Genomic DNA, 20,197 nt, shown 5'->3' on the forward strand with positions numbered 1-20,197 from the left:
AACCTATAACTTTTGGGCTATAGGTTAGAGTTAGGCTCATTTTCTTCTTCTATGATTTCGAGGCTTTGGTGGTCTTTTTTTAGATAATCCCACTTCTTGCTTTCATCATCGTTGATTTCAAACTCGCCGTCTTGGCTCTCTTCGAATTGCTTTGCAAGATACATCTCATACTCTTTATATGCTTCTTCTTGCTTTAGCTTTTCTGCATAGTTCATTTTCTACTCCTTAGGACAGATTTTTAGAGTTTTTAGGCTCTAATCTAAAATTTAGGTTCTTACTTAAATTTTAGATTAAAAACTTTATAAATAATAAAATATATAATAATAAAATATTAAAAAGTAAAAATATTTAAAATTTATAAATACTATTCCTTTAAAATTATTAGTAATATTTATAAATTTTTTTAAAAAATTTCTACTCTTTATCTATTTTTATTCTTAATGATTTTAATAATTCATCTCTTTGCTCTTTTCTTTCATCTTTTACTTGTGTTTGTTCTTGATTTGTAATTGTCTTAGTTGTTTCTGCTGTTTCTATAATTTCTTGGGTCGATACTACTTCTACTTTATCTGCCCCTTTAAATTGCTCTATTTTGAACCAATACGGCACTTTCGCCTTGATAGGTATTTTAAAAAATCCTTTTACAAGTATCAAAATATCGCTACTATCCTGATTTTTTAGGTCTTGTGCTGTGACCAGCTTCTTTGCTTCTTTGCTTTTTGAGATATTGCTTTTAAAAAGATCCATATTGCCTTGCGATTTACTTATTTTTATGTTGGTGTAATCGCCTATTAGCTTACTTGTGTCTTCAGCATCTTTGTCGCTGTTCATGCCAAAAATTACTTGATAACCGCTGTTATTTTTAACGATATTCATATCATCTTCGCCATAATATTTTTTGATTTGCTCATAGCTTTGGGTCACAAATACAGGCAATAAGCCATAGCTCCTACATAGTGCTGGTGCTTCTAGTAAGAATGGCATCTTCCCAAATCTAACAAATTCATCTAAAAACGCATAAATAAATTTATTTAAATCACTGCATTCTTTTCCGCTCATAAGTTTTTTAAATAGCGTTTCTACAAAAATTCTAATAAGTGGCGCTAGGATGTCCATATCTTCGGTTTGGACGACTACATACATCGATATTCTTTTTTCTCTTAGGTCTTCAAATGTGAAGCTCATTTTGCTGGTGGCACTAGCAACTTGTGGGTTTGTAAAAACTTTCATAAAAGTATCGTATGTGGATTTTATCGATGCAAACTCATTGTCGGCAGATTTTGAGTAGGCTCTAGCTTGATTTCTCGTATTCTCATCTATAGTTTCGTCAAAACTAGTCTGCTTGAGCCAAATTTTGAAAGTATCTACATCATAATCTCGTTCTCTTGGTTTCGTTGGATCGTCTTCATCAGGCTCTTTCATGGCTTCTTCACCAAATTTCTCATCAAGATAGTCGAAATAATCAGCCTTTGGTGCTTGTGCCAATTGCGCTAGCGTTGCGTGCTTGTCTTTTTGCATAAAATACTCTGCAAAAAATACAAACATTGTTTTTGCCGATATTATCCAGTGATCGTTTTCTCTACCTTTTTCGCCTACAAATATTGTGGAGGCGATCTGCTCGGCTAATTTTTTTATGTGAAGATATTGTAAATCTTTAACTAGGCTATGATCAAACGGATTAAAAAATAATGTATTATCCCAGCTAAAAGGGGAGAATAGTTGGATTTCATTATTAAAATATTTTTGACGATAGCCTGCCGTTTTTACGTAAAGCTCTCCTTTGATGTCTAATACTACACAAGAATTCGGCACACTCAGTAAATTTGGGATAATCATACCAGCCGTTTTTCCGCTTCCAGGAGGTGCCACTACTAATGTTGAGAGCGGTTGTGTTGCTCGTATAAATTTTGGGCTTGTGCTGTCAATGTCAAAGCATCCTAGCACAAGTCCTGTTTTGTAGTTTATCTTCATCTTTTCAAAATCTGCTGGCGTTGCAAACCTTGCTGATCCATAATCTTCATTATCTCTTAGATATGGCATTAGCCACCAAATTATAGCGACCAAGAGTGGTGCTATTAGTGCAAATACCGCGACATAGGCTTTCATTTTTAACGTTGGCGTGCCAATATTTTGTAAAATTTTAAATGCCACAATTGGCACATTTACTATGTCAGGGTTGAAAATAAGTTTTACAACTACCAAATATGCAATTATCCCCATTATTAGGGATGTTACGTATATTAATATCCACTTTTTAGCTGTAAATTCTTTGCTATTCACTTTGCAATCCTTTTATCTCTTTGTTATTAGGTTGCTTTGTTCGTTCTACGTCTATTTTTATTTTTAGCTTACCGATCTTATTACTTAGTCTTTCTATTGCGTCAAAAAACTCATACATAGTCTTTTCTAAGTCGCTTTTAGCTTCTTCTTTTTTTATGATATGAGCATTTAGGTGATATGCTATTTGGTTTAAATTTTTTCCGAGGTGCTTAAATTCTTTCAAAAAATCAGCCAAAATTTCATTATTAATCTCAATTTGTTTTAGGGTTTGTGCATATTTTTCAACATGAATTAATTTTCTAACGATCGCAGATTTGCTTTCATTCCTTGCCTGCATCATTTTTGTTAAAATTCTTGCATCGGCTTCGGTAAAATAAATAAAATGGCTAGATACTTTTTTCATGCGATCATCCTTGCAATATCTATCTCTTTTAAATTGAGGATGTCTGTAATTACTCTTTTATTTTTTACCCTTGCTATTTGAATGATATAGTCAATTGCTGTCATTATTAGGCTGTCAAGCATACTTTCATCTACGTTTGATAATCCACCGCCTAATATAATATTTGTTTTTATTGCTTTTATGGCATCTTTTGGGTTGTTCGCATGTAGTGTGCTTAGGTTGCCTGCGTGTCCTGTATTATTTACTCTTAAAAATGAAAACGTATTTCTGATATCTATCTCGCCTAAGAAAAGCCTATCAGGTCGCAAACGCATTGCATTGTCGATCGCTACTTGGTAGCTATAAATTTCTGTTGCTATTTTAGGGACGGCAAGTTGAGTTTTATTTATGTTTTCAACTCTTAGTTCTTGGCTATCTTCTATGGTTACTACTCGCTCGCTTGGGTCTATTTCTCCCATTAGTGAGTTTAAAAAACTTGTCTTTCCGCTTCCAGTTCCACCGCTTAAAAGCACATTCTTTTTTTCGTGTATCAAGTCTTTTATTTTTTCATAGCTCCAGCCATTATTTATGCATTTTTCACTTAGGATAAAGCTTTCAAGCGGATAAATTTCTTTGCTTGGTATCCTTATGCAGATTGCTATTTCGCTATTAAATAGGCTTGATTTGTGCTGTGCTTGGACACGATATCGCAAAAATGGACTTGGCAATTCACAAGACAAGTGACAATGGCTTTCATCAAAACGTTGATTTCTTCTAGTTGCCAACTCGACTAAAAAACTATTTAAAAATTTAGCATCTAGTTTTTCGTCTTTTACCACTTCCCAGTGGTCGCCATAATCTATATTAATTTCGCAAGGCTGGTTAAAAATTAGCTCATTTGCGTTTAGATTTAGATATGGCTTTAAAACATTAAGAATGTTTTTTAAAATTATACTTTCACTCATCTTGCTCGTTTTGCTTTTGGTCTGGTGCTTGGTTCATTAAATTTCTTTTTTCTTCTAGCAACATCTCAAGCTTTTGTTTCTCTTTATCTGCATTTGCTTGAGCTTTCTCGGTTTTCTTTACCTGTTTTGCTATACGCTCCAAAATTTTGTTATAAGCGTTTTGGTTTTTGATTTCCGCTTTAATATCTTCTAGTTGCACGCTTGCTCCTTAATCGTTGAAATATTGCATTAAAACTTCGCCATTTTTAGGTTTTGCAAACCACATGTGATTTGTTGGCACTAAAAATATACGGCTTCCGCTTTTGATTTCAATTGTTGGTTTAATTTGACTTTGTTGTTGGATTATGTCTTGAACCACACTACTTACATCACTTCTTGAATTAGAGTAAATTTCATTTACATAGGTGTTGTTTGCATTGTTTCCACTATTAATTTTCGATGCTATGCCTAAAAGCAAGGCATTTGTAATTGTTGAGATTGAATATGCTATGCCGTATCTTTCCCAATATTTGTTATTGACTGCTCCAACCGCTCCTGTCATACCCATGTTATCAGCTACTATTGCATCTGTTAGCATTATGTTTATGCCTTGTGGCGTGATAATCTCTCGCCATCTAATTTCTAATCGCTCGTGTCCGATCTTGGTGTCGTTGGTGTAAAATCCTATTGCTTTACTTCCACGTGGTATCAATACGGCTCGCCCCATTGCGGCATATATATCTTGCTCTATTTGAGCCGTAACTATTCCGCTTAAATCCGAGCTTATTGCACTAGTTAATATGGCTGGGATTAGTCTGCCAGCTCTAATTGTGCGATACAGCCTATGCTCATTTGTGCTTATATCAACTGGCTTTTGATTTGAAAAGCTATCAACGCCATATTTTGAGCTGTTTTGATTTACGCTTTTTACTTCATTATTGCGATTTGCTAAAATTTGCGCTCGCATTAGCTCCTGCATTCGTTTTTTATACGCCCTTTGGTTGTCTATTGCCATTTCTTGTCGCAATTGTTCTTGTTTGGCTTGAAGCTTGGCTTGTTGTTCTCTTGCACGCTGTGCCATTTGCTCCTGCTCTTGTATATCTTGCTCAGGCGTCTGATCTTGTAAATTTTGATTTCTTTGTTCATTTAAAGCATTTTGTTGCTTGTTGCCTAGCTTCTCGAGTCTGTTTAAAATCTCAGTTAAATTCTGATCTTCATTTGGCTCTTTCTTGCCAGCTCTATAGATATAATCATCTACTGGGAATTTTGAATTTTCGAATAGATGATTTAAATTTGTTTGATTTTGCAAATTCCTGATCTTCTCATCTTTTGCTTTTTTGCTTATATTTTCGTCATCAAATATTTCAGCCGTAGCTGTATTGGTGGCAAAAAGGGGGGCAGATATAACGCTAATTGTAACTATGCTTAAAAATAGTCTATTCCCCTTTTTCATTTTAAATTCCTTTAGTTTCATTTATTGTTTTTTTGTTTTCTTTTTGGTGCTGTCTTATTGCTTCTTTATCTGTATTTAGGTTTTTTCTTATTTCTTTTCTATCTCTTTCTTCTTGCGTTTCTTTTCTCTCTACGCACACATAGCTATCGCCACTTTTAATAGTAAATTTTGGATTTATGGTTTCGGCTATAATGTAATCTCCTATTACTCTTGTTTCTACTGGGCTGTCCTGCTTGTCGATAACTGCAAAAATTGTAGGAATTTGTGGCATTTCATCTTTGGCATATTTAAAATATGTAAATTTCTTGTCGCTAAAAATTTCTGCTGATAAAAGCCATTCATTTTCTTTTTTTGCTTTTTGCGTATAGCCAGTATAAATATCGCTCTTTAGCACTTTTAGCTCTGCTATGCCATCTTTTATGATTTTATATTTATCGCTTTCATCTTTTGCTTTGGCTTGCTTTGCCTTTTGCACTTCATCGTCTTGTATGCGAATTACAAAGCTTGGATCATTCGTATTTTTGTAATCTGTCGAATATAAATAAAATGTGTGGATTTTTCCATCGCTTGTAAAAATAGTTAGACTTGTATCAATTCCTATAAGCTGTGGGATTATCGCTATCGCATTTGCTTTGCTTGGTATTTGCTCTACTTTAAATCCTGTTTGGTCACCCAATACAAAATTATCTATATCATTATCAAATATAAGCGTTGTTGCCATTGCTTGGCGAGTACGTATTTTATGCGTCTTATTTGGTACGTATTTTATTGTTTGTGTATTTTCATATCCGCTATAATTTTTAGTGTGGAATTTGTTTTGTAGTGCTTTTAAGTCCTGATTTCTTATGGCATTTTGCATAAGCTCAAGCTCTTCTTTGCTTATATCTTGCGATTGCTCTGCACCCATTCCATCTTGGTCTGGCATTTGCGCCATTTGTGGTTGAGAATTATTAAATTTTGCTAGTTGCGGATGATTGTTCTGTCCCATGCCAAATGGTTTTACCTTGAAATTTGATTGAACTTGACTATTGATATCCTTGTTTTTGTCATTAAAAATATCTTCGCCCATTGAGCCATTTTTTTGCTGTTCATTAACTAGTTCTTGTGTCTGTCGCATAATTGCACGGACTTCATTCATTTGTTCTTCACTTAATCCGCCTTGGTCTTGTTCTGCATTTAAATTTAAAACAAATAATGCTATTAAAGATAATCTAGTTAAATTTTTCATTTCTTATCCTTTTCATCTATTATCTGCGTTACTTGATATTTGTTCACTATAAAGCCTGTTGGGTTTTTCATTGTGTCCGCATAATTACTAGTTTGGTTACGGAAGTCATACTCTATTGCACTTCTATATTTTTTATAGCTAACTTCAGTGCGAGTTGGATTTGTAATTTCTGCTTGAAAATCTATCGTAGCTACATTTTGGCTTAAAATCGCTACGTTTAGAATTTTTATATCCCTATAGTAGTTTTTGGTAGTGTAAATTGAATTAGGATCACTAACCAAATTTTCGAACGCTTCCCATACCTGTCTACTACTTTGCGTACGTATTTCGTTATAACGCTCGGCATCATCTATGCGATTAATTAGCTCTCTATTTTTCACATATCCTGCAAGTATGCTTTTTAAAAGCTCTTCATTGTTTCTAACGTTTAGACTGGTATCGTCTATTGTCACAAACCTTGAGTCACCATCTGAAAATTTTAACAATACAGGCTTTGTCTCTTTAAGAGGCGTTAGTAGTGCTATCGCAACGGATAAACTTATGCTAACTATTGTTAAAGCAATGATCACATAAAACATATACGCTTTTATGTTTCGCTCCGCCTTAAAAATAAAATTTGGGTCTACTTTTTTGCCTTCGTATGCCATATTAACCTACTTGTATGATGTCGTAGCAAGCGCAAGGGCTTACTTTTTCTATTTTGCTTGGCTTATCAGCACATCCGCTTAAAAATATCATTAAAGCCGTTGTTACAATTACTGCTAGTTTCATTTTTAGCTCCTTTGTTCTTTGTGTTCTATATAGTATTTACGCCAATGTATTGGGCTTTCAGTCTTTAATTTTTTTATCAAATTTACGCTATCTGAGCTTGACGAGAATACTCTTAAATAATTTCCTAGGCTTGACAAATTGACATTTAGTTTTGCGCTCTCGTTTCGTAGCTTCATATTTAAAAGCACCTGCCTAGCATTTGATTGAGTGTCTTTTAAGAATTTAGCTTCCGTAGGCGTTAGTCCTATTATCTCGCTTAGCTGATTTAGCGTATCTTCATTGTTTGTTGGGAAGATAAGAAAATTTGCGATATTGTCAAGAAATGATGAGCCACGCTCATTTCCGTTAAACAGGCTTATGTTTTGAAAGCCAAAGCATCCAACACCGCCTATCTTTCTCCACTCCAAAATACCTTCAAGGATTTTCTCTGACATTACTTCATCTCTTAAATAGTCCTTCAACTCGTCTATGAAACAAAAAAAGCCACGTATATTTTCGCTATTTTTTGCCTGATTTTTCAGTCTGTGAAATACATACATTGCGGTGAGGGCTGATACCTTTTTGTTTGGCAATATTCCATCCATGTTTAGTACTGATAGCTGTTTTGTGAAATTTAGGGCATCTTCTTTGTTGTCGAATATTGAGCCCTTATAATTTCCAAATCTAGTCTTTAATCTTGCTTCATTATCGGCTGGCAGTGAGTCTATGAAATCGCTTAACGACAATATTTGATCCGCTTGCTTATTGTCAAAAAGCCTATTTATTGTTTCTCTAATATCTTTTGTTGCATCATGCTCTTCAGGCTTTAGCTCTGCCATTGAGCTTAGCCATGACGCTAAAAATTCTCTATTCTCTGCTGTATCGGCTAGGCTGAATGGATTTAGTTTAAACCCATCGCTTTCGCTATCATGATATTCGCCGTCCATGTAATTTGTGAAGCAATACATACCCCTTAGCTTGTCCATTGCAAAAATGCTTACAGGATATTTGAAAAGATTTGTCATCAAGAATTGAATTGTTGTTGTTTTACCAGTTCCTGTTCCGCCTATGATCATTGTATGACCTGCTGGTCTATCTCCATCAGGTTGGCAGTGAAAGTTAAACAAAAATGGTGTGCCGTTTAAGTGCTTAAAGGTCGTAACTGCTTCGTCACCCCAATCATTCTGATTAAATCCAGTTACTTCGTTCTCAAAATTTGCGATCGTAGCTAGGTTGCTTATGTTTAATGTTTTCTTTCTTGCATTTAAATTTCCACGACTTGGGAAGAGACTAAAATATAGTGCCTTTTGGTTAATAGTCTCTCTAACAACGTTGAGACCTTGATTTTCAAGGATATTTTTTAGTTCGTTTGTGCGATTATCTAGTTCTGCTAGGTTGTCGGCTAGGCAATATATAGAAAAGCTTGTTTCAACTAGGTTTTCTCTATCTGCTTGGATAAGCTCCATCAAATGATCTAGTTTTTGTTGGACTAGTTCAACCGAGAAGGCTCTAGTATCTTTTATTTTTTTGATTGCTTTGCGTTTTTCGTACGCCTTAAAGTAAATCATCGTCATAAACTCATGATCACTCTTAATTAAATTTGACGTAATAATTGACTTTATTTGCTCTGTTTCGTATGCCTTAACGCTAATAAATCTCGCATATTTTGTTGTGCCATCATTTCTATAAAATTCAATATAATCTTTTTTAAATTCGACATAAGAGCTAATGTAGCTATCTGTTATTAATTCGTTTGTGTATCTTAAATTTGTTTCCTGTGCGTTTGAGTACGTCGCATAAAAATTAATTATCTCATCACTACTCATCTGGCGTGGCTGATAGGTTGCCAAATGATTTTTTATATTTAGAAGTGTGTTATTTAACAACTCCATTTTTTGTCTATAGTTTGAGCTTTCTTTATTTTTCTCGTCTTGTTCGCTAGTTACTTTTGTCTTAAAACTTTCAAGAAATCCAGTTATATTTTTAGTTGTAGTTGATATCAATAAAAAATATTTGATTGAATAAATATCTTGATTTTTCTCCCATTTTTCAATTATTTCATTTGCATATTGATTTATATTTTTTTCTATGTAATCCTTAGCCTTGATCTTAGTTTTCTTGATAATTAAATTAGTTTCTACACTATCTTTTAGCGTTGTAAAAAACATAATTCGATTTATTAGATAATCCATTTCATTGTCAAGACTAATTCCTGCGTAGCTTGTCCCCTTAAGCTCCACTGCAATTGTTATATTGCCATCTTTTGTAACAATAGCATTCTCGCCGTATTTGCATGCGATATTGTTCTCTTTTGCCATTGTGTATATTTCAGGTTCGCCCAGCATTATTATTCTGTCAGCTTTTTTATTTATTTGACTTATTTTTGAGCGGATATCACTATCTTTTTCTTTTTTTGTTTCAATTCCAAGTTCTTGTTTGTTTTGTTTCCAATCTTTAAAAACATCTATAAGTCCACGAGCCATTGTCTAATCCTATGCAAAAAATTTTCTTTGTGAAATTTTAAAATTTGAGCCGATGATCTCATAGATATCTTCATCGAAAAATTCCAAAATGAAAAAAAAGCAGTATAGAACTGCAACGACTGCCAATGAATACAAAATAAGGATAAACCACGATATAAATCCGATTACAAAGATAATTAGTAAGCTTGTTGTAGTTAGCCCCATTATTTTTGTTTTTCTCGTTAAGTCCATATAGCAGTCAGTTACAACCATTTTACACTCGCTTAAATTTACATTGCAGATGCAGTTAATCCGTAGCAAACTCCTAGGATTATCGATGCGATTAGCACAAACCTTATGTGTTGTTTTATTTGTTCGACATTAAAAAGTGCCGTAAGCATGAGGACAATTATCCATAAAATTCCAATAACGAGTATAATCGTGTTTAGAACGCTTGCAACACTGCTTCCTGCTTCAGTTATTTGAGTATTAGTGTTTTGCTCAAGTGTTTTCAACACATTTTGTCCGCCACCTGATCCAAAAAGAAACAATGGTGAGCACATTGCTAGATAAAAAAGCTTTTTCGCTTTTGATAGAATTTTTTTCATTCCATACTCCTTGTGTAATTTATTTTGTTTCCGTTACTATATTATTTTTTAAAAACGGACTTTTTGTATAAATATTTTTAAGATGTATGTTTTTATGGGAGTTCTAAAATATGATATAAGTTTTTAATTTTTATTTACTTTTTAATTTTTCTAAAGTAGCGTTGGCACTTCATTTATTTTTATAAATTTTCTTTTTACAAAAATGTCACTTTATATGTATTTTTATTTTTATTATCTTTTGTGTCTTTGACTATATATTTTCAATTTTTATATATTCTATTTTAATTTATTTTTATAAATATAATTTTTCTTATCATCTTTATTTTACTTATTTTATATTTTTACAAATATTCTTTTTAATTACTATTATTATTTAAAAATAAAATGAGATTTTTATTTTTATTTTTTTATTCTTTTGTAAAAAGAATAAAAAAATCACACTATAAAGCCGATTATATCGGCGTTTAGTGTAAAAAGTGATATATAAAAAGGGGTTATCCTGCCTATCTTCTCGCATTATATTTTTAACTTTACTTACACTAACATCATTACAAATCTTTTAAATAGTTGGAGTTTTTTTATTTTGGCTAGGACAGAAGCACAATGGGATGAATTTTTAAAAAACTATCAGAGCTGGGCGAACAAAAAATTCAATAAATGAGCACAAAAATATATCTTTTAGCTCGAGCCATATTTCATCGATTAAAAATTCTTTCTCAAAAAATACAAAACAATCTGTTGTGAAGATGATTTCAAATTTACCACGTGAAAGTATTAAAAGATGTATTGACTACACTCTCAATAACTCAATTGATGGCTCTGCCATCAATGAAAAAGGGGAGAGAGTAAGCAGTGACGAAATTATGAAAAATTGGAGTAAGGATTTTGGCACAAATAAAAATTCAAAAGACGCTTGGCATCTTATTTTCTCAATCAATGAGCCATGCAATGACGAAAAAACACTAAACGCTCTAGTTGATAGTGTTAGTGAAATTTTAAGTAGAAATTTTATGGGGCATAAGTATGCTTTGGTGCTTCACACACATCAAAATAACCCACACGTGCATGTAGTTCTTAACAAGCGTAATGATATGACTAGGCGTAAAATTCATTTTGATACTCGTGACGAGATTAAAGATTTTTTCGACGAAGTTCGCACTGATTTTGCCTATTCGCTTGGTGCAAGAGGGTTAAAATACGAAAATAAAAACGCTATGCATAAGGATTTAAAAAAAGAATTTTCTAAAATAAAATCTAGTATCAACCTCGAGCAGGATAGCTATACGGCAAAGGATAAAACACTAGAATTTTACGAGCAAATGCAAGAAAAAAATAAGATAGAATATAATGCAACTTCCAGCCGTATTAAGGCTATGAATGATGAGATTGATTTACTAAAAAAAGCCAATGATGAGCTGACTAGGCAATTTTTACTCTACGTTCAGAAAAAGGGCAAAAAACGTTTTAAGCTGGGGAAGGAGCTAAAGGAGAATAATAAAATATTACTTCAAAAAAACGTAAGGATTTAATAAAAGAGATTAAAAAGCTTGATAGTCTTTCATATAAAGCTACTCAGATTAATGATATGCATTTGGCTCACTACAAGGATCAATCTGATACCCTTAAATTACTTGAAAAATTTTAGTTATAACTTTAACAAAATTTATCCGCACGGCAAAGGCTCTAGTAAAAGCCGACTGGTTATTTTCTAAAAAGGTAAAAACGATCTATTGCTGTGCTTCGTGGGCGTGATGATAATGCTAAAAAATACTTTGATGATAGCTTAGTTGCTACACGTCTTTTGGGTCGCAATGAAAGTCTTTTTAAACTTAATAAAAAACTTGAAATTTTAGATCAAAGCCTTTATATTTTACATCACTCCGAGCTTGGCGATACTGAGAAAAATGAATTTAAAAAGCGACTAGATGATAATAAAGATTTTATAGCCGACATTTGCAAAAAACGCTTTTCATATATTGAAAATAAGCTATTAAAATCTGAAAAAATTAGTAAGGACGATTTTCTTTTAAAAGAGTATTTTAAAGGTGTATCTATGCTTGATACTACGGCTAACGAACGACTTATCAGGATCAAAAATGAGCGTAGGCTTTATAAGGATGTTTTGGCGGAACGTGAGACTATGGGCTTAAATGCTTACTCTTCGTACGATAAAAACTCAAAATGAAAAATAACGATCGTAGTAGATAAATGCTATTATCTACTATTTTAAAAATTTTCTTTGATTGTTGTTTGATAGTTTGCTAAAAATAATAAAATATATAACAAAAACTACATATAATTAAAATTAATAAAAAGTTAAGAATAGTAGTAATTTTTTTATAAAAAAATTAAGATAGTAAATATTAAAAATGTGTTATTTTGTTGGCACGTTCTTTAAAAATACTTTTTTTACATTCCTATCGGTATAAACTTCATCTCTTTTACTTATGTCGAGAAAAAAAGTACTATAAGCTCTTCATCTTGTATAAAACATATCAAGCGATAGTTTTTTACTCTATATCTCCATAATCCACTCAAATTCTCAGTTAATCCTTTTCCGCTACTGCGTGGATCATCACTTTCCTCGAGTCGATCAAGAAACTTTTGAATTGGTTTTTTGATTGAGCCGTCAAGTTCATTAAACTTCTCTTTAGCATAATCGCTAAATCGTATCTTATAAGCCATTTTCTTTCTTTATATCAGCCCATGAGGTTGATTTGCTTCCGCTAGCCAAATATTCAGAATAAAGCTTTGCTCCAAGCTTTGCATCTTCAATGTCTTGCAAGGCTTCGCTGTCGATCTTATTTTTCGATGTGTTGATATACTTTATCGTATATGTTGGATTGCTGGCTTTGGCGACAGCGTTTTTTATAGCTTGGATAATTTGTTGGTTTAAATTTTCGCCTGTAATAGTTATAGTTTTCATGTGTTTGCTCTCTATTTTTCAAAGTCTGGAATAACTATAGGTGATTTATACCTAGTATTACATTCATATGCGTCATACTTCAATTTATTATATGCGTCTGATGTGCTTGGTTCGGTATTTCTGTATTTCTTTAAAATGATTTCACATTCTTCGTCACTCAACTCGTGCTTTTGTTTTTGTACCTTTGGCAGTTGAAACTCTGCACATCCACTAAAAAACAATCCAGCTATTGCTGTAATTATCAAAACCTTATTTACTTTCATTGTAAATCCTTTTTTTAAGAAAAATTATAACATATTGTATAAAATTTTACGTTATAAGGCTATTTGGTTTCTCGACCAGCTTTATCATACTCTGGCTCTTCTTTGCTCTTCTTCGTCGATCTGACACACTACTTCGTCGTCGTGCCATATCATGCACCCAAGGGAGTCTAAGTATTCAACCATTAGCCTAACACTGCTTTTTAAAAACGAGAGCTCTCTATCACTTATGTTTGCAAGCTCTCTTGACTCTAGTGGGAGCGGAGCTTTAATTAGCTCATTCATTATTTCATTTGCTCTCTCAAATTTATTATAATCTCTATTCATGCTTGTCCCTTTTATGGCAATTTAAAACCTATTGCATAAATCGGATACACATTCTCTAGAAACCCACTTTTAGCCAAGGTTTCTCTTATTTCCTTGTATGTATGCCTGCGATCATCATATTTGATCCAGCCACCTTCAATATCTTTTTTCTCAAAATACCAATACACTTCATCCATATTGATGTAGTTTTTTTCCACATACTCCTGATTTAGTGCCATGTTATTGAGATAATCGCTTGCTGGTTCGGCTAATTCCATCTCATAGTAATATTCACCATCTCTTGATTTATAAAAATTTACTACTCTATAGATAGACTCGGTTTTATCAAGTGGTCTATCCATGTCCTTTTTTAGGACTATTCTGTCATTTGATTTAAATTTTTGCATTTTAGACTCCTTAATTATTTAAGTTTGCTAGTAAATTTGACTTTTCGTCTTCTATGCTCTTAATTACATCTTCTTTATTTGTAATTTCGCAACCAAACTCGTCTGCTAGCTCAATTATGTACTTTTGAAGCCTAGCACATTCGGCTATGACTTCTTCGCTGTCGTCATCCAAATCCCCTAACCATTTGCATTCTTTTAACGCCTTTAGCGTCATTTCATGCCTGCAGTAGCTCATAAATATCTCTCTCATCTTCTACTCCTTATCTATTTTCTCTTATATTTTGCTCTATAACATCTTTTGTGGCTCTTAGTGACTCACAAAATGATGTAAACTCGGTCTTTTCGCCTTTATTGTAGGTAACATAAACTACGTTAGTTGTGTTCGTGTCGTTTAACATGGCTTCGTATACCACACCATTTCTTTGCATCGATATATGCTTTTTCATCGCCATTTATCTTTCCGTATTGACTAAGTAGGTTAATTATGCTGTTTGCTTTCATCTCTTATCCTTTCTTTTTATAATAAGATTATATCCAAAATAAACTTAATAAATAATAAAATAATAAATAATAGAATATCATATAATTAAAATATTCAGTAGTAAAAAAATAATCTATGAAATAAAAATAATAAAAAAATACAAACATAATATTTAAGCATTTTTTTAAGTTACATTATGCTTTTTTTCTTCCCCCTTTTTAAATTTTACACATCGCTTTTAGCGATGCTACTATATTGCGGGGCGTTGCGGGGTATCCCCGCTTAATACCATAAAGAGCCGAGACCTAGGCTCGGCTCTGGCGTTCCAGCACTCTAGTGCAGGTCGCCTGCCATAAATTTCGGACAATTTGTAAAAATAAATTTACTCAACAATGCGTCAAACTCCCACACAAAGGGGATAAACATCACTTTATCAATACTTATTTAAAGCTTAAAGTCTAAAAACCATAGCTTTATCCTGACTAGCCAAATCCTGAACTATTGACGAGAAAATGTAAAATTTCTTACTACTTAAAAGCCTTACAAATGCCGATACAAAGGGGCTAAACCTAACTTCATCAATACTTACTTAAAGCTTAAAGTCTAAAAAGCAGATGGCTTGCATTCGATTACGGCTCATAAAATTTCGGACAATTTGTAAAAATAAATTTACTCAACAATGCGTCAAACTCCCACACAAAGGGGATAAACATCACTTTATCAATACTTATTTAAAGCTTAAAGTCTAAAAACCATAGCTTTATCCTGACTAGCCAAATCCTGAACTATTGACGAGAAAATGTAAAATTTCTTACTACTTAAAAGCCTTACAAATGCCGATACAAAGGGGCTAAACCTAACTTCATCAATACTTACTTAAAGCTTAAAGTCTAAAAAGCAGATGGCTTGCATTCGATTACGGCTCATAAAATTTCGGACAATTTGTAAAAATAAATTTACTCAACAATGCGTCAAACTCCCACACAAAGGGGATAAACATCACTTTATCAATACTTATTTAAAGCTTAAAGTCTAAAAACCATAGCTTTATCCTGACTAGCCAAATCCTGAACTATTGACGAGAAAATGTAAAATTTCTTACTACTTAAAAGCCTTACAAATGCCGATACAAAGGGGCTAAACCTAACTTCATCAATACTTACTTAAAGCTTAAAGTCTAAAAAGCAGATGGCTGTTTTTTATCGTGTCTTAGATGATCTTTCGTAGTCTTTTTCAATTTTTGCGTTTATCAAGTTAAGTCGCTTATAGCCTTCTCTCATTCCCTGTAATGTCTTGATCTTTGGTTCTATTTCTCTAAATTTTTCAATATTAAGGGCGTATAGGTCTTTTATTTTACTTTTCTTAGCATCTGGCTCGAGAAAGTCGTATTTCTTTGACAAATACTCAACTTGCCGAGAAAACTCCTTTAAAGGCTTTGTTATGCTGTCGAGACTAATTTTATTACTACTTATACCTAATGCTGTGCCTGCTACCAAATCATCATTAAAGTCCTTTAGGATTGGTTTGGCTGATCTCGCATTTGGTACTATTTCTAGTATCGCTTTTGTAAATTCTTTGCCACGTTCGTCATTATCAAATCCTAGTACAACTCCTGCATTTGGTGCCAGCTTTGTCAATGCTTTTATGACTTCCTTTTGCGTTGCCGATATTTGACCATTTGTTGAGCATAGGAGTGTTTCTTTTAAATTTACGTCTTTTATTTCACAATATGATAATGTATCTATCATGCTCTCACAGATTACAATATTTTTAAAATCCTTTGGATTCTTGTGTGCTTCGTCTGCCTTGAGTATTTCAAGCCCCTTTATTCCATTGCAGAGCTGTTTTATTGGCTTAGCGTATGCCTTTCCTTGCTGATCCTGCGTTAAAGGCTTCGATAAGTAGCTTATATATCCTGTCTGCTTTAGAAATTCTCTTTTGCCACTGCTTAGTTCTAATACACTTAATGTATATGTTGGCACTATTGCATTCTTAAATTTTTCATCCTGCTTGAGGCTACTAAATTTTATCAGGATATCGCTTTTAATTTTTCTTTTGCTAGTCAAAAACGAGTTTTCATCTATCTTATTTAATTTTTTAAATTTTTCTACTATAATACTATCATTTTCTTTTTGTTTTATTATTTTTTTAGTATTGTTTTTTAATGTCTTTACATCGTTTATTATATTTTCATCTATTAAATCTTTTATTGATACGCCACGATTTTTGGCGAAATTATAAATATTTCCCCTATCATTATCATCGCTTGGGTTAAAGTATAAATAGTGTCCGTTGCTTTTTCTCGTTATGATAATTGTATCGGAGTTGTTGTTTGTGAGTGTCTTGTAATTTTGGCTACTTTTCTCTCGTTTTTCAAAGTAGCCATTATTCTTTAAAATTTCATCTAGTGGGAGTTCGACTAAATTTTCTTTGTTCATTGTTTAGGACATAATTTTAAAAAGTTCTCACGCTTCTTTGCTTGTTTGTGTGGTTTTTTGTCTGTTATCGAAAAATATTTTTTAAGTGCTGGAGCACATTCGCTCGGTCTTGTTGGGCTTGATAAGCACAATAATGCTTCGCATGCCAGCTTTGCATCTCCTGTTATTTCCTGTGCTACTGCACTACCTGCAAACATTGTTATGGCAACAATACTTAAAACTATTTTTTTCATTTCTACTCCTTATTTAAAAAATACAAATTTTGGAAGCCCTAGCTCATCTTTTGGCATTTGCTTTGTTTCTGGGTCAAATATTGCATCATTTCGCTTATATTCAACAACTTTTTGGTTAAAGCTATCTGGTGTTAAATCTCTAGCATTATCGTCTTTCATGGCTTGTCTGCTCGATGCCATTGCGCTGGTGTAATTGATATTTAGCTCATATTGCTGTTGCATATTTTCTAAAATTTTAAGCAGTATAGTATTCGTTAATGCTTGAGCCTGCTTTTGATTATTAGCCTTATTTAATTGTTTGGATAGCTGTTTTAAATCATCTCTCATTCTATCTCTTGTATACTCTTTCGTTTTATCACCATTATGAAATGTGTCTTCAAATGCTAATAAATTGTTTGTTTTCTCTATATTATCCCTCTCTTGCAAAAACCTTTCCGCATTTTTAATATTACTGATCTGTGCCTGATAGTTTGCTCGTTCTATTGGGTCAACTGCCTTATTCATTTTTTGAGTTAATTCTTCTATGCTCTTGCTTATATTTGCTCCATCACGTAGTGCAAATGTACATCTATTTAGCTTATTTGCTAGTTTATTGCCTGATGCTTTTACTGAGTGACTAAAAAATTGGCTGTTTTGTTCTAAGAATGAGCAGGCTGTCTTAACTCTTGCTATATCCCCCATTATGTCTTTTGGCAAATTTTTTACATCTTCGTATATGCTTTGCATTTGCGCTATTAAACTTTGTGCATCGCCTAATATCTCATAAACGCTGTTCATATCTACACCAAGCTCTTGCATTTGTTTCTCGAAATTTAGTGTATCTTTAACCATTTGCTCATATTGTTTGATCTGTTCTGCATAGTCTTTCAGTGTTTGGGTGTATCCCATAACTTGTTGGGCTATCGCGGCTACGTCAATAGTTGGTATACCGCTAGCATTAACACTACTTAAAAATAGTGAGGATGCTACGGCAACTGATATAATCATTCTTTTCATTATTTTTTCCCTTTTTTACTCATTTTTTATAAGCTCCTGCTTTGTTCTTGGTCTTTTTCTTTTGTCTTATTTAGTATTTTTTCCTTACTCTGCGCTAAACTATCATTAACTTTTTTATAAAATTTAGGATAACTATTTTTAAAATTTGGCGTTTCTTTCTCTACTTCATTCAACATTTTGTTTAATTTTTCGTATCCTTTTACATCAAGCCCTTTTTTAATTTCTTTTTCATACGTTGTTTTTAGTTTTGCGTAGTTTGCATGTTCGTTTTCTAATTCTTTTAAACCGCCCTTGACTTCTTTGCGTTGTTTATAAACTTCTTTAACCAGATCCCCAACTGCATCTTTAAATTTGGGACTATCAAAGGCTAGTTCTAGCTTTTCTTGTCGCTGGCGTTCTTTTGTTTCGCTTTCTTCTTTGCCCTGTCGCATCATCATTTCTAGACTTCTATCCATCTCCTGCAGAGCAGTCATTATGTCTTTTATATCGCCACTATTCATCAGATTGTCAATTGATTTTTGAAAATTGGCTTCAAGCCTAGATTGTTCATCTCTTAATTTTTCAAGCTCTTTTTCGTGCTGGTTTTCCAGCTCATCAGCTTTCCTGCTCCAGTCTTCTTGTTCTGCTTCTCTTTCTTGTGAATGTGTTGTTGTAATTGTGGCATCCTGCTTGGCTTCATTTTTATTCTCTAGCTCAGCTTCTTTTGCCTTGATCTGCTCATCTATCTTTTCTTTTTCTTTTAAAATTTCAAGGCTACTTTTAAGGGTGTCATTACCATCTATTTCATTCAGCTTATCGCTTACAAAGTCTCTCTTTTCTTTTGGACTTTTAAATTCATTAAACTCAGCTTCTTTTGCCTTGATCTGCTCATCTATCTTTTCTTTTTCTTCTAGGGTATTAACGGCTTCATTCAAATTCTTATTTAATTTTAATTCTGCTGTTTCAAAAATAAATTTACGATTTATATCTTGGATTGTGTATTCTTTTTCATTGTCGAAGTTCTCTTTCAAATCCATATCCATTTCTCTTATCGTGAGTGTTTTAATTTTGTTGAGATCTTCTGCACTTATGTCTGTTTTATAGATATTGTTAATAGCTTCTCTTACTTCATTATCGTCGTTGCTACCATAAGCTGTATAAAATTCTCTGGCACATGCTACTGCACCTGTTTCGTTGCTTTTAAAAATTCCTGTGTTATCGATAGCTTCTTTGCATGTTAGCACCTGCTCTTTTACACTGCTTTGTTTTAATTCTTCGGATGGCATCACCATTTCTTGCTCTTTTAGATAACTCCATTCAGCCAATTGATCTTGAGTTAGCTCTTCTGCCATTTTCTTTCCTTAAACGATAGATTATTTAATTAATTTTACCCTTTATTAAATTCAACTAACTTTTAAAAAAAGTGATATATAAAAACAACTATTTTTTTAAGCTAAATTTAATAAAAAGCCACAATCAATCTTTAAATGCTCTACAATCAAAAAAATAAGTGTTTAATGCTATCCTTTCTTTAAATTATTTTTTTAAAAAGCCAACACACCCCTTTAAAATCAATTTAAACGCTAATTCCTTTCTTAAATTTTTTCAACCTACAAAACAATAAAAAATTTAAAAACTCAAAACAACATAAAATAACTTTAAAAAATTTTTAAGCTTCTACTTATTCTATTAAAATTTAAATTTTCTTATTAACAACATCTCTAATAAAAAAATTTCTTTCCCTTTTTAAATTTTATGTATTTATATATTAGTGTTTAGCGTGGCGGACATTTTGTAAAATATTAAACTTTTTATTTAATTTTTCCTTAGTTAAAAATATCCCTATTTTTTGGTGTTTTTAATTAATTCTTTTTATTTATAACTTAAAATAAAAATAACAAATAAAAGGACATTTTGTAAAATAAAGCCATTAAAGCAAGGTATATTAAGCATTTATTAATATTTATTTCCCTTTATATGGTTATTTAAGCTTTAAAAGATATAAATACTCTTTTTTAAAAATCTTAAATAATAAAATTAATTTAAAGTAAATTTTTGTGTTAT

At 32.5% G+C, this 20,197-nt stretch carries 25 protein-coding genes; 2 read left to right on the forward strand and 23 right to left on the reverse strand.

Annotation, left to right across the window (positions count from 1 at the left end; all coding sequences use genetic code 11):
* Positions 1-17: 17 nt before the first annotated feature.
* The 12 genes from CVT08_RS05485 to CVT08_RS05535 all read right to left on the reverse strand — a co-directional run bounded on the left by CVT08_RS05485 (position 18) and on the right by CVT08_RS05535 (position 10,107).
* On the reverse strand, positions 18-215 hold the full coding sequence (locus CVT08_RS05485) for a hypothetical protein (protein ID WP_107811796.1): 198 nt from the start codon (positions 213-215) through the stop codon (positions 18-20).
* 199 nt (positions 216-414) lie between these two features.
* Positions 415-2,220, reverse strand: a complete 1,806-nt coding sequence (locus tag CVT08_RS05490) for a type IV secretory system conjugative DNA transfer family protein (RefSeq protein ID WP_107860961.1) — start codon at positions 2,218-2,220, stop codon at positions 415-417.
* Between the two features lie 52 nt (positions 2,221-2,272).
* Positions 2,273-2,683 (reverse strand): plasmid mobilization relaxosome protein MobC, encoded by a 411-nt coding sequence (locus CVT08_RS05495; RefSeq protein ID WP_107811797.1) that lies wholly within the window; start codon positions 2,681-2,683, stop codon positions 2,273-2,275.
* Positions 2,680-3,627, reverse strand: a complete 948-nt coding sequence (locus tag CVT08_RS05500) for an ATPase, T2SS/T4P/T4SS family (RefSeq protein ID WP_103587021.1) — start codon at positions 3,625-3,627, stop codon at positions 2,680-2,682. The genes CVT08_RS05495 and CVT08_RS05500 overlap by 4 nt, the downstream gene beginning before the upstream one ends.
* On the reverse strand, positions 3,620-3,826 hold the full coding sequence (locus tag CVT08_RS05505) for a hypothetical protein (protein ID WP_021091988.1): 207 nt from the start codon (positions 3,824-3,826) through the stop codon (positions 3,620-3,622). The genes CVT08_RS05500 and CVT08_RS05505 overlap by 8 nt, the downstream gene beginning before the upstream one ends.
* Before the next feature lie 9 nt (positions 3,827-3,835).
* The gene (locus CVT08_RS05510; protein ID WP_021092026.1) at positions 3,836-5,059 is read right to left on the reverse strand and encodes a DNA type IV secretion system protein ComB10; all 1,224 of its coding nucleotides are present in this window, start codon (positions 5,057-5,059) and stop codon (positions 3,836-3,838) included.
* Position 5,060: 1 nt separating this feature from the next.
* A complete protein-coding gene (locus CVT08_RS05515) occupies positions 5,061-6,287 on the reverse strand; it encodes a TrbG/VirB9 family P-type conjugative transfer protein (RefSeq protein ID WP_021092019.1) in 1,227 nt (408 codons plus the stop codon).
* Positions 6,284-6,934, reverse strand: coding sequence for a type IV secretion system protein (locus CVT08_RS05520; protein ID WP_107857007.1), 651 nt, complete (start codon positions 6,932-6,934; stop codon positions 6,284-6,286). Before CVT08_RS05520 ends, CVT08_RS05515 begins: the two co-directional genes overlap by 4 nt.
* Position 6,935: 1 nt before the next feature.
* Positions 6,936-7,058, reverse strand: a complete 123-nt coding sequence (locus CVT08_RS10310) for a hypothetical protein (RefSeq protein ID WP_021092012.1) — start codon at positions 7,056-7,058, stop codon at positions 6,936-6,938.
* A 2-nt stretch (positions 7,059-7,060) separates the two neighbouring features.
* Complete coding sequence (locus tag CVT08_RS05525) at positions 7,061-9,520, reverse strand: AAA family ATPase (protein ID WP_107857006.1); 2,460 nt, start codon at positions 9,518-9,520, stop codon at positions 7,061-7,063.
* A 9-nt stretch (positions 9,521-9,529) separates the two neighbouring features.
* Entirely contained in the window at positions 9,530-9,820 is a 291-nt protein-coding gene (locus CVT08_RS05530) for a hypothetical protein (RefSeq protein ID WP_413784155.1), read from the reverse strand.
* On the reverse strand, positions 9,790-10,107 hold the full coding sequence (locus CVT08_RS05535; RefSeq protein ID WP_035142263.1) for a hypothetical protein: 318 nt from the start codon (positions 10,105-10,107) through the stop codon (positions 9,790-9,792). The genes CVT08_RS05530 and CVT08_RS05535 overlap by 31 nt, the downstream gene beginning before the upstream one ends.
* A gap of 746 nt (positions 10,108-10,853) precedes the next feature.
* Here CVT08_RS05535 and CVT08_RS10155 point away from each other — a divergent pair.
* Together CVT08_RS10155 and CVT08_RS10160 are read left to right on the forward strand one after the other, a co-directional pair.
* Positions 10,854-11,636, forward strand: coding sequence for a relaxase/mobilization nuclease domain-containing protein (locus tag CVT08_RS10155; RefSeq protein ID WP_230855970.1), 783 nt, complete (start codon positions 10,854-10,856; stop codon positions 11,634-11,636).
* Between the two features lie 206 nt (positions 11,637-11,842).
* Positions 11,843-12,292 (forward strand): hypothetical protein, encoded by a 450-nt coding sequence (locus CVT08_RS10160; protein WP_230855905.1) that lies wholly within the window; start codon positions 11,843-11,845, stop codon positions 12,290-12,292.
* 260 nt (positions 12,293-12,552) lie between these two features.
* Here CVT08_RS10160 and CVT08_RS05545 read toward each other — a convergent pair whose 3' ends face one another.
* From CVT08_RS05545 to CVT08_RS05595, 11 genes are all read right to left on the reverse strand, one after another.
* A complete protein-coding gene (locus tag CVT08_RS05545; protein ID WP_230855906.1) occupies positions 12,553-12,792 on the reverse strand; it encodes a type II toxin-antitoxin system RelE family toxin in 240 nt (79 codons plus the stop codon).
* Entirely contained in the window at positions 12,782-13,033 is a 252-nt protein-coding gene (locus CVT08_RS05550) for a hypothetical protein (RefSeq protein ID WP_103596518.1), read from the reverse strand. The genes CVT08_RS05545 and CVT08_RS05550 overlap by 11 nt, the downstream gene beginning before the upstream one ends.
* 11 nt (positions 13,034-13,044) lie before the next feature.
* The gene (locus CVT08_RS05555) at positions 13,045-13,296 is read right to left on the reverse strand and encodes a hypothetical protein (RefSeq protein WP_103596519.1); all 252 of its coding nucleotides are present in this window, start codon (positions 13,294-13,296) and stop codon (positions 13,045-13,047) included.
* Between the two features lie 84 nt (positions 13,297-13,380).
* Positions 13,381-13,620, reverse strand: coding sequence for a hypothetical protein (locus CVT08_RS05560; protein WP_103560449.1), 240 nt, complete (start codon positions 13,618-13,620; stop codon positions 13,381-13,383).
* Between the two features lie 11 nt (positions 13,621-13,631).
* Entirely contained in the window at positions 13,632-14,006 is a 375-nt protein-coding gene (locus CVT08_RS05565; RefSeq protein WP_107832581.1) for a hypothetical protein, read from the reverse strand.
* Between the two features lie 10 nt (positions 14,007-14,016).
* Positions 14,017-14,256 (reverse strand): hypothetical protein, encoded by a 240-nt coding sequence (locus CVT08_RS05570; RefSeq protein ID WP_103560451.1) that lies wholly within the window; start codon positions 14,254-14,256, stop codon positions 14,017-14,019.
* Between the two features lie 10 nt (positions 14,257-14,266).
* Positions 14,267-14,452, reverse strand: coding sequence for a hypothetical protein (locus CVT08_RS05575; RefSeq protein ID WP_196380996.1), 186 nt, complete (start codon positions 14,450-14,452; stop codon positions 14,267-14,269).
* A gap of 1,234 nt (positions 14,453-15,686) precedes the next feature.
* Positions 15,687-16,925, reverse strand: a complete 1,239-nt coding sequence (locus CVT08_RS05580) for a toprim domain-containing protein (protein ID WP_107857010.1) — start codon at positions 16,923-16,925, stop codon at positions 15,687-15,689.
* On the reverse strand, positions 16,922-17,158 hold the full coding sequence (locus CVT08_RS05585; RefSeq protein ID WP_103560454.1) for a TrbM/KikA/MpfK family conjugal transfer protein: 237 nt from the start codon (positions 17,156-17,158) through the stop codon (positions 16,922-16,924). The genes CVT08_RS05580 and CVT08_RS05585 overlap by 4 nt, the downstream gene beginning before the upstream one ends.
* Positions 17,159-17,167: 9 nt before the next feature.
* A complete protein-coding gene (locus CVT08_RS05590; protein WP_103596523.1) occupies positions 17,168-18,154 on the reverse strand; it encodes a type IV secretion system protein in 987 nt (328 codons plus the stop codon).
* Between the two features lie 26 nt (positions 18,155-18,180).
* Positions 18,181-19,485, reverse strand: a complete 1,305-nt coding sequence (locus CVT08_RS05595; RefSeq protein ID WP_230855907.1) for a hypothetical protein — start codon at positions 19,483-19,485, stop codon at positions 18,181-18,183.
* Positions 19,486-20,197: the final 712 nt, after the last annotated feature.

It is taken from the genome of Campylobacter concisus (assembly GCF_003048835.2).
Classification (GTDB): domain Bacteria; phylum Campylobacterota; class Campylobacteria; order Campylobacterales; family Campylobacteraceae; genus Campylobacter_A; species Campylobacter_A concisus_D.

Bases quoted from the DNA above. Each gene is read 5' to 3' on its own strand.
- CVT08_RS05515 (WP_021092019.1), bottom strand. From the start codon at position 6,287: ATGAAAAATTTAACTAGATTATCTTTAATAGCATTATTTGTTTTAAAT.
- CVT08_RS05560 (WP_103560449.1), bottom strand. From the start codon at position 13,620: ATGAATAGAGATTATAATAAATTTGAGAGAGCAAATGAAATAATGAAT.
- CVT08_RS05570 (WP_103560451.1), bottom strand. From the start codon at position 14,256: ATGAGAGAGATATTTATGAGCTACTGCAGGCATGAAATGACGCTAAAG.
- CVT08_RS05550 (WP_103596518.1), bottom strand. From the start codon at position 13,033: ATGAAAACTATAACTATTACAGGCGAAAATTTAAACCAACAAATTATC.
- CVT08_RS05595 (WP_230855907.1), bottom strand. From the start codon at position 19,485: ATGGCAGAAGAGCTAACTCAAGATCAATTGGCTGAATGGAGTTATCTA.
- CVT08_RS05590 (WP_103596523.1), bottom strand. From the start codon at position 18,154: ATGAAAAGAATGATTATATCAGTTGCCGTAGCATCCTCACTATTTTTA.
- CVT08_RS05580 (WP_107857010.1), bottom strand. From the start codon at position 16,925: ATGAACAAAGAAAATTTAGTCGAACTCCCACTAGATGAAATTTTAAAG.
- CVT08_RS05555 (WP_103596519.1), bottom strand. From the start codon at position 13,296: ATGAAAGTAAATAAGGTTTTGATAATTACAGCAATAGCTGGATTGTTT.
- CVT08_RS05485 (WP_107811796.1), bottom strand. From the start codon at position 215: ATGAACTATGCAGAAAAGCTAAAGCAAGAAGAAGCATATAAAGAGTAT.
- CVT08_RS05510 (WP_021092026.1), bottom strand. From the start codon at position 5,059: ATGAAAAAGGGGAATAGACTATTTTTAAGCATAGTTACAATTAGCGTT.
- CVT08_RS05520 (WP_107857007.1), bottom strand. From the start codon at position 6,934: ATGGCATACGAAGGCAAAAAAGTAGACCCAAATTTTATTTTTAAGGCG.
- CVT08_RS05495 (WP_107811797.1), bottom strand. From the start codon at position 2,683: ATGAAAAAAGTATCTAGCCATTTTATTTATTTTACCGAAGCCGATGCA.
- CVT08_RS05565 (WP_107832581.1), bottom strand. From the start codon at position 14,006: ATGCAAAAATTTAAATCAAATGACAGAATAGTCCTAAAAAAGGACATG.
- CVT08_RS05490 (WP_107860961.1), bottom strand. From the start codon at position 2,220: ATGGGGATAATTGCATATTTGGTAGTTGTAAAACTTATTTTCAACCCT.
- CVT08_RS05575 (WP_196380996.1), bottom strand. From the start codon at position 14,452: ATGAAAAAGCATATATCGATGCAAAGAAATGGTGTGGTATACGAAGCC.
- CVT08_RS05585 (WP_103560454.1), bottom strand. From the start codon at position 17,158: ATGAAAAAAATAGTTTTAAGTATTGTTGCCATAACAATGTTTGCAGGT.
- CVT08_RS10155 (WP_230855970.1), top strand. From the start codon at position 10,854: ATGATTTCAAATTTACCACGTGAAAGTATTAAAAGATGTATTGACTAC.
- CVT08_RS05525 (WP_107857006.1), bottom strand. From the start codon at position 9,520: ATGGCTCGTGGACTTATAGATGTTTTTAAAGATTGGAAACAAAACAAA.
- CVT08_RS05535 (WP_035142263.1), bottom strand. From the start codon at position 10,107: ATGAAAAAAATTCTATCAAAAGCGAAAAAGCTTTTTTATCTAGCAATG.
- CVT08_RS05545 (WP_230855906.1), bottom strand. From the start codon at position 12,792: ATGGCTTATAAGATACGATTTAGCGATTATGCTAAAGAGAAGTTTAAT.
- CVT08_RS05500 (WP_103587021.1), bottom strand. From the start codon at position 3,627: ATGAGTGAAAGTATAATTTTAAAAAACATTCTTAATGTTTTAAAGCCA.
- CVT08_RS10310 (WP_021092012.1), bottom strand. From the start codon at position 7,058: ATGAAACTAGCAGTAATTGTAACAACGGCTTTAATGATATTTTTAAGC.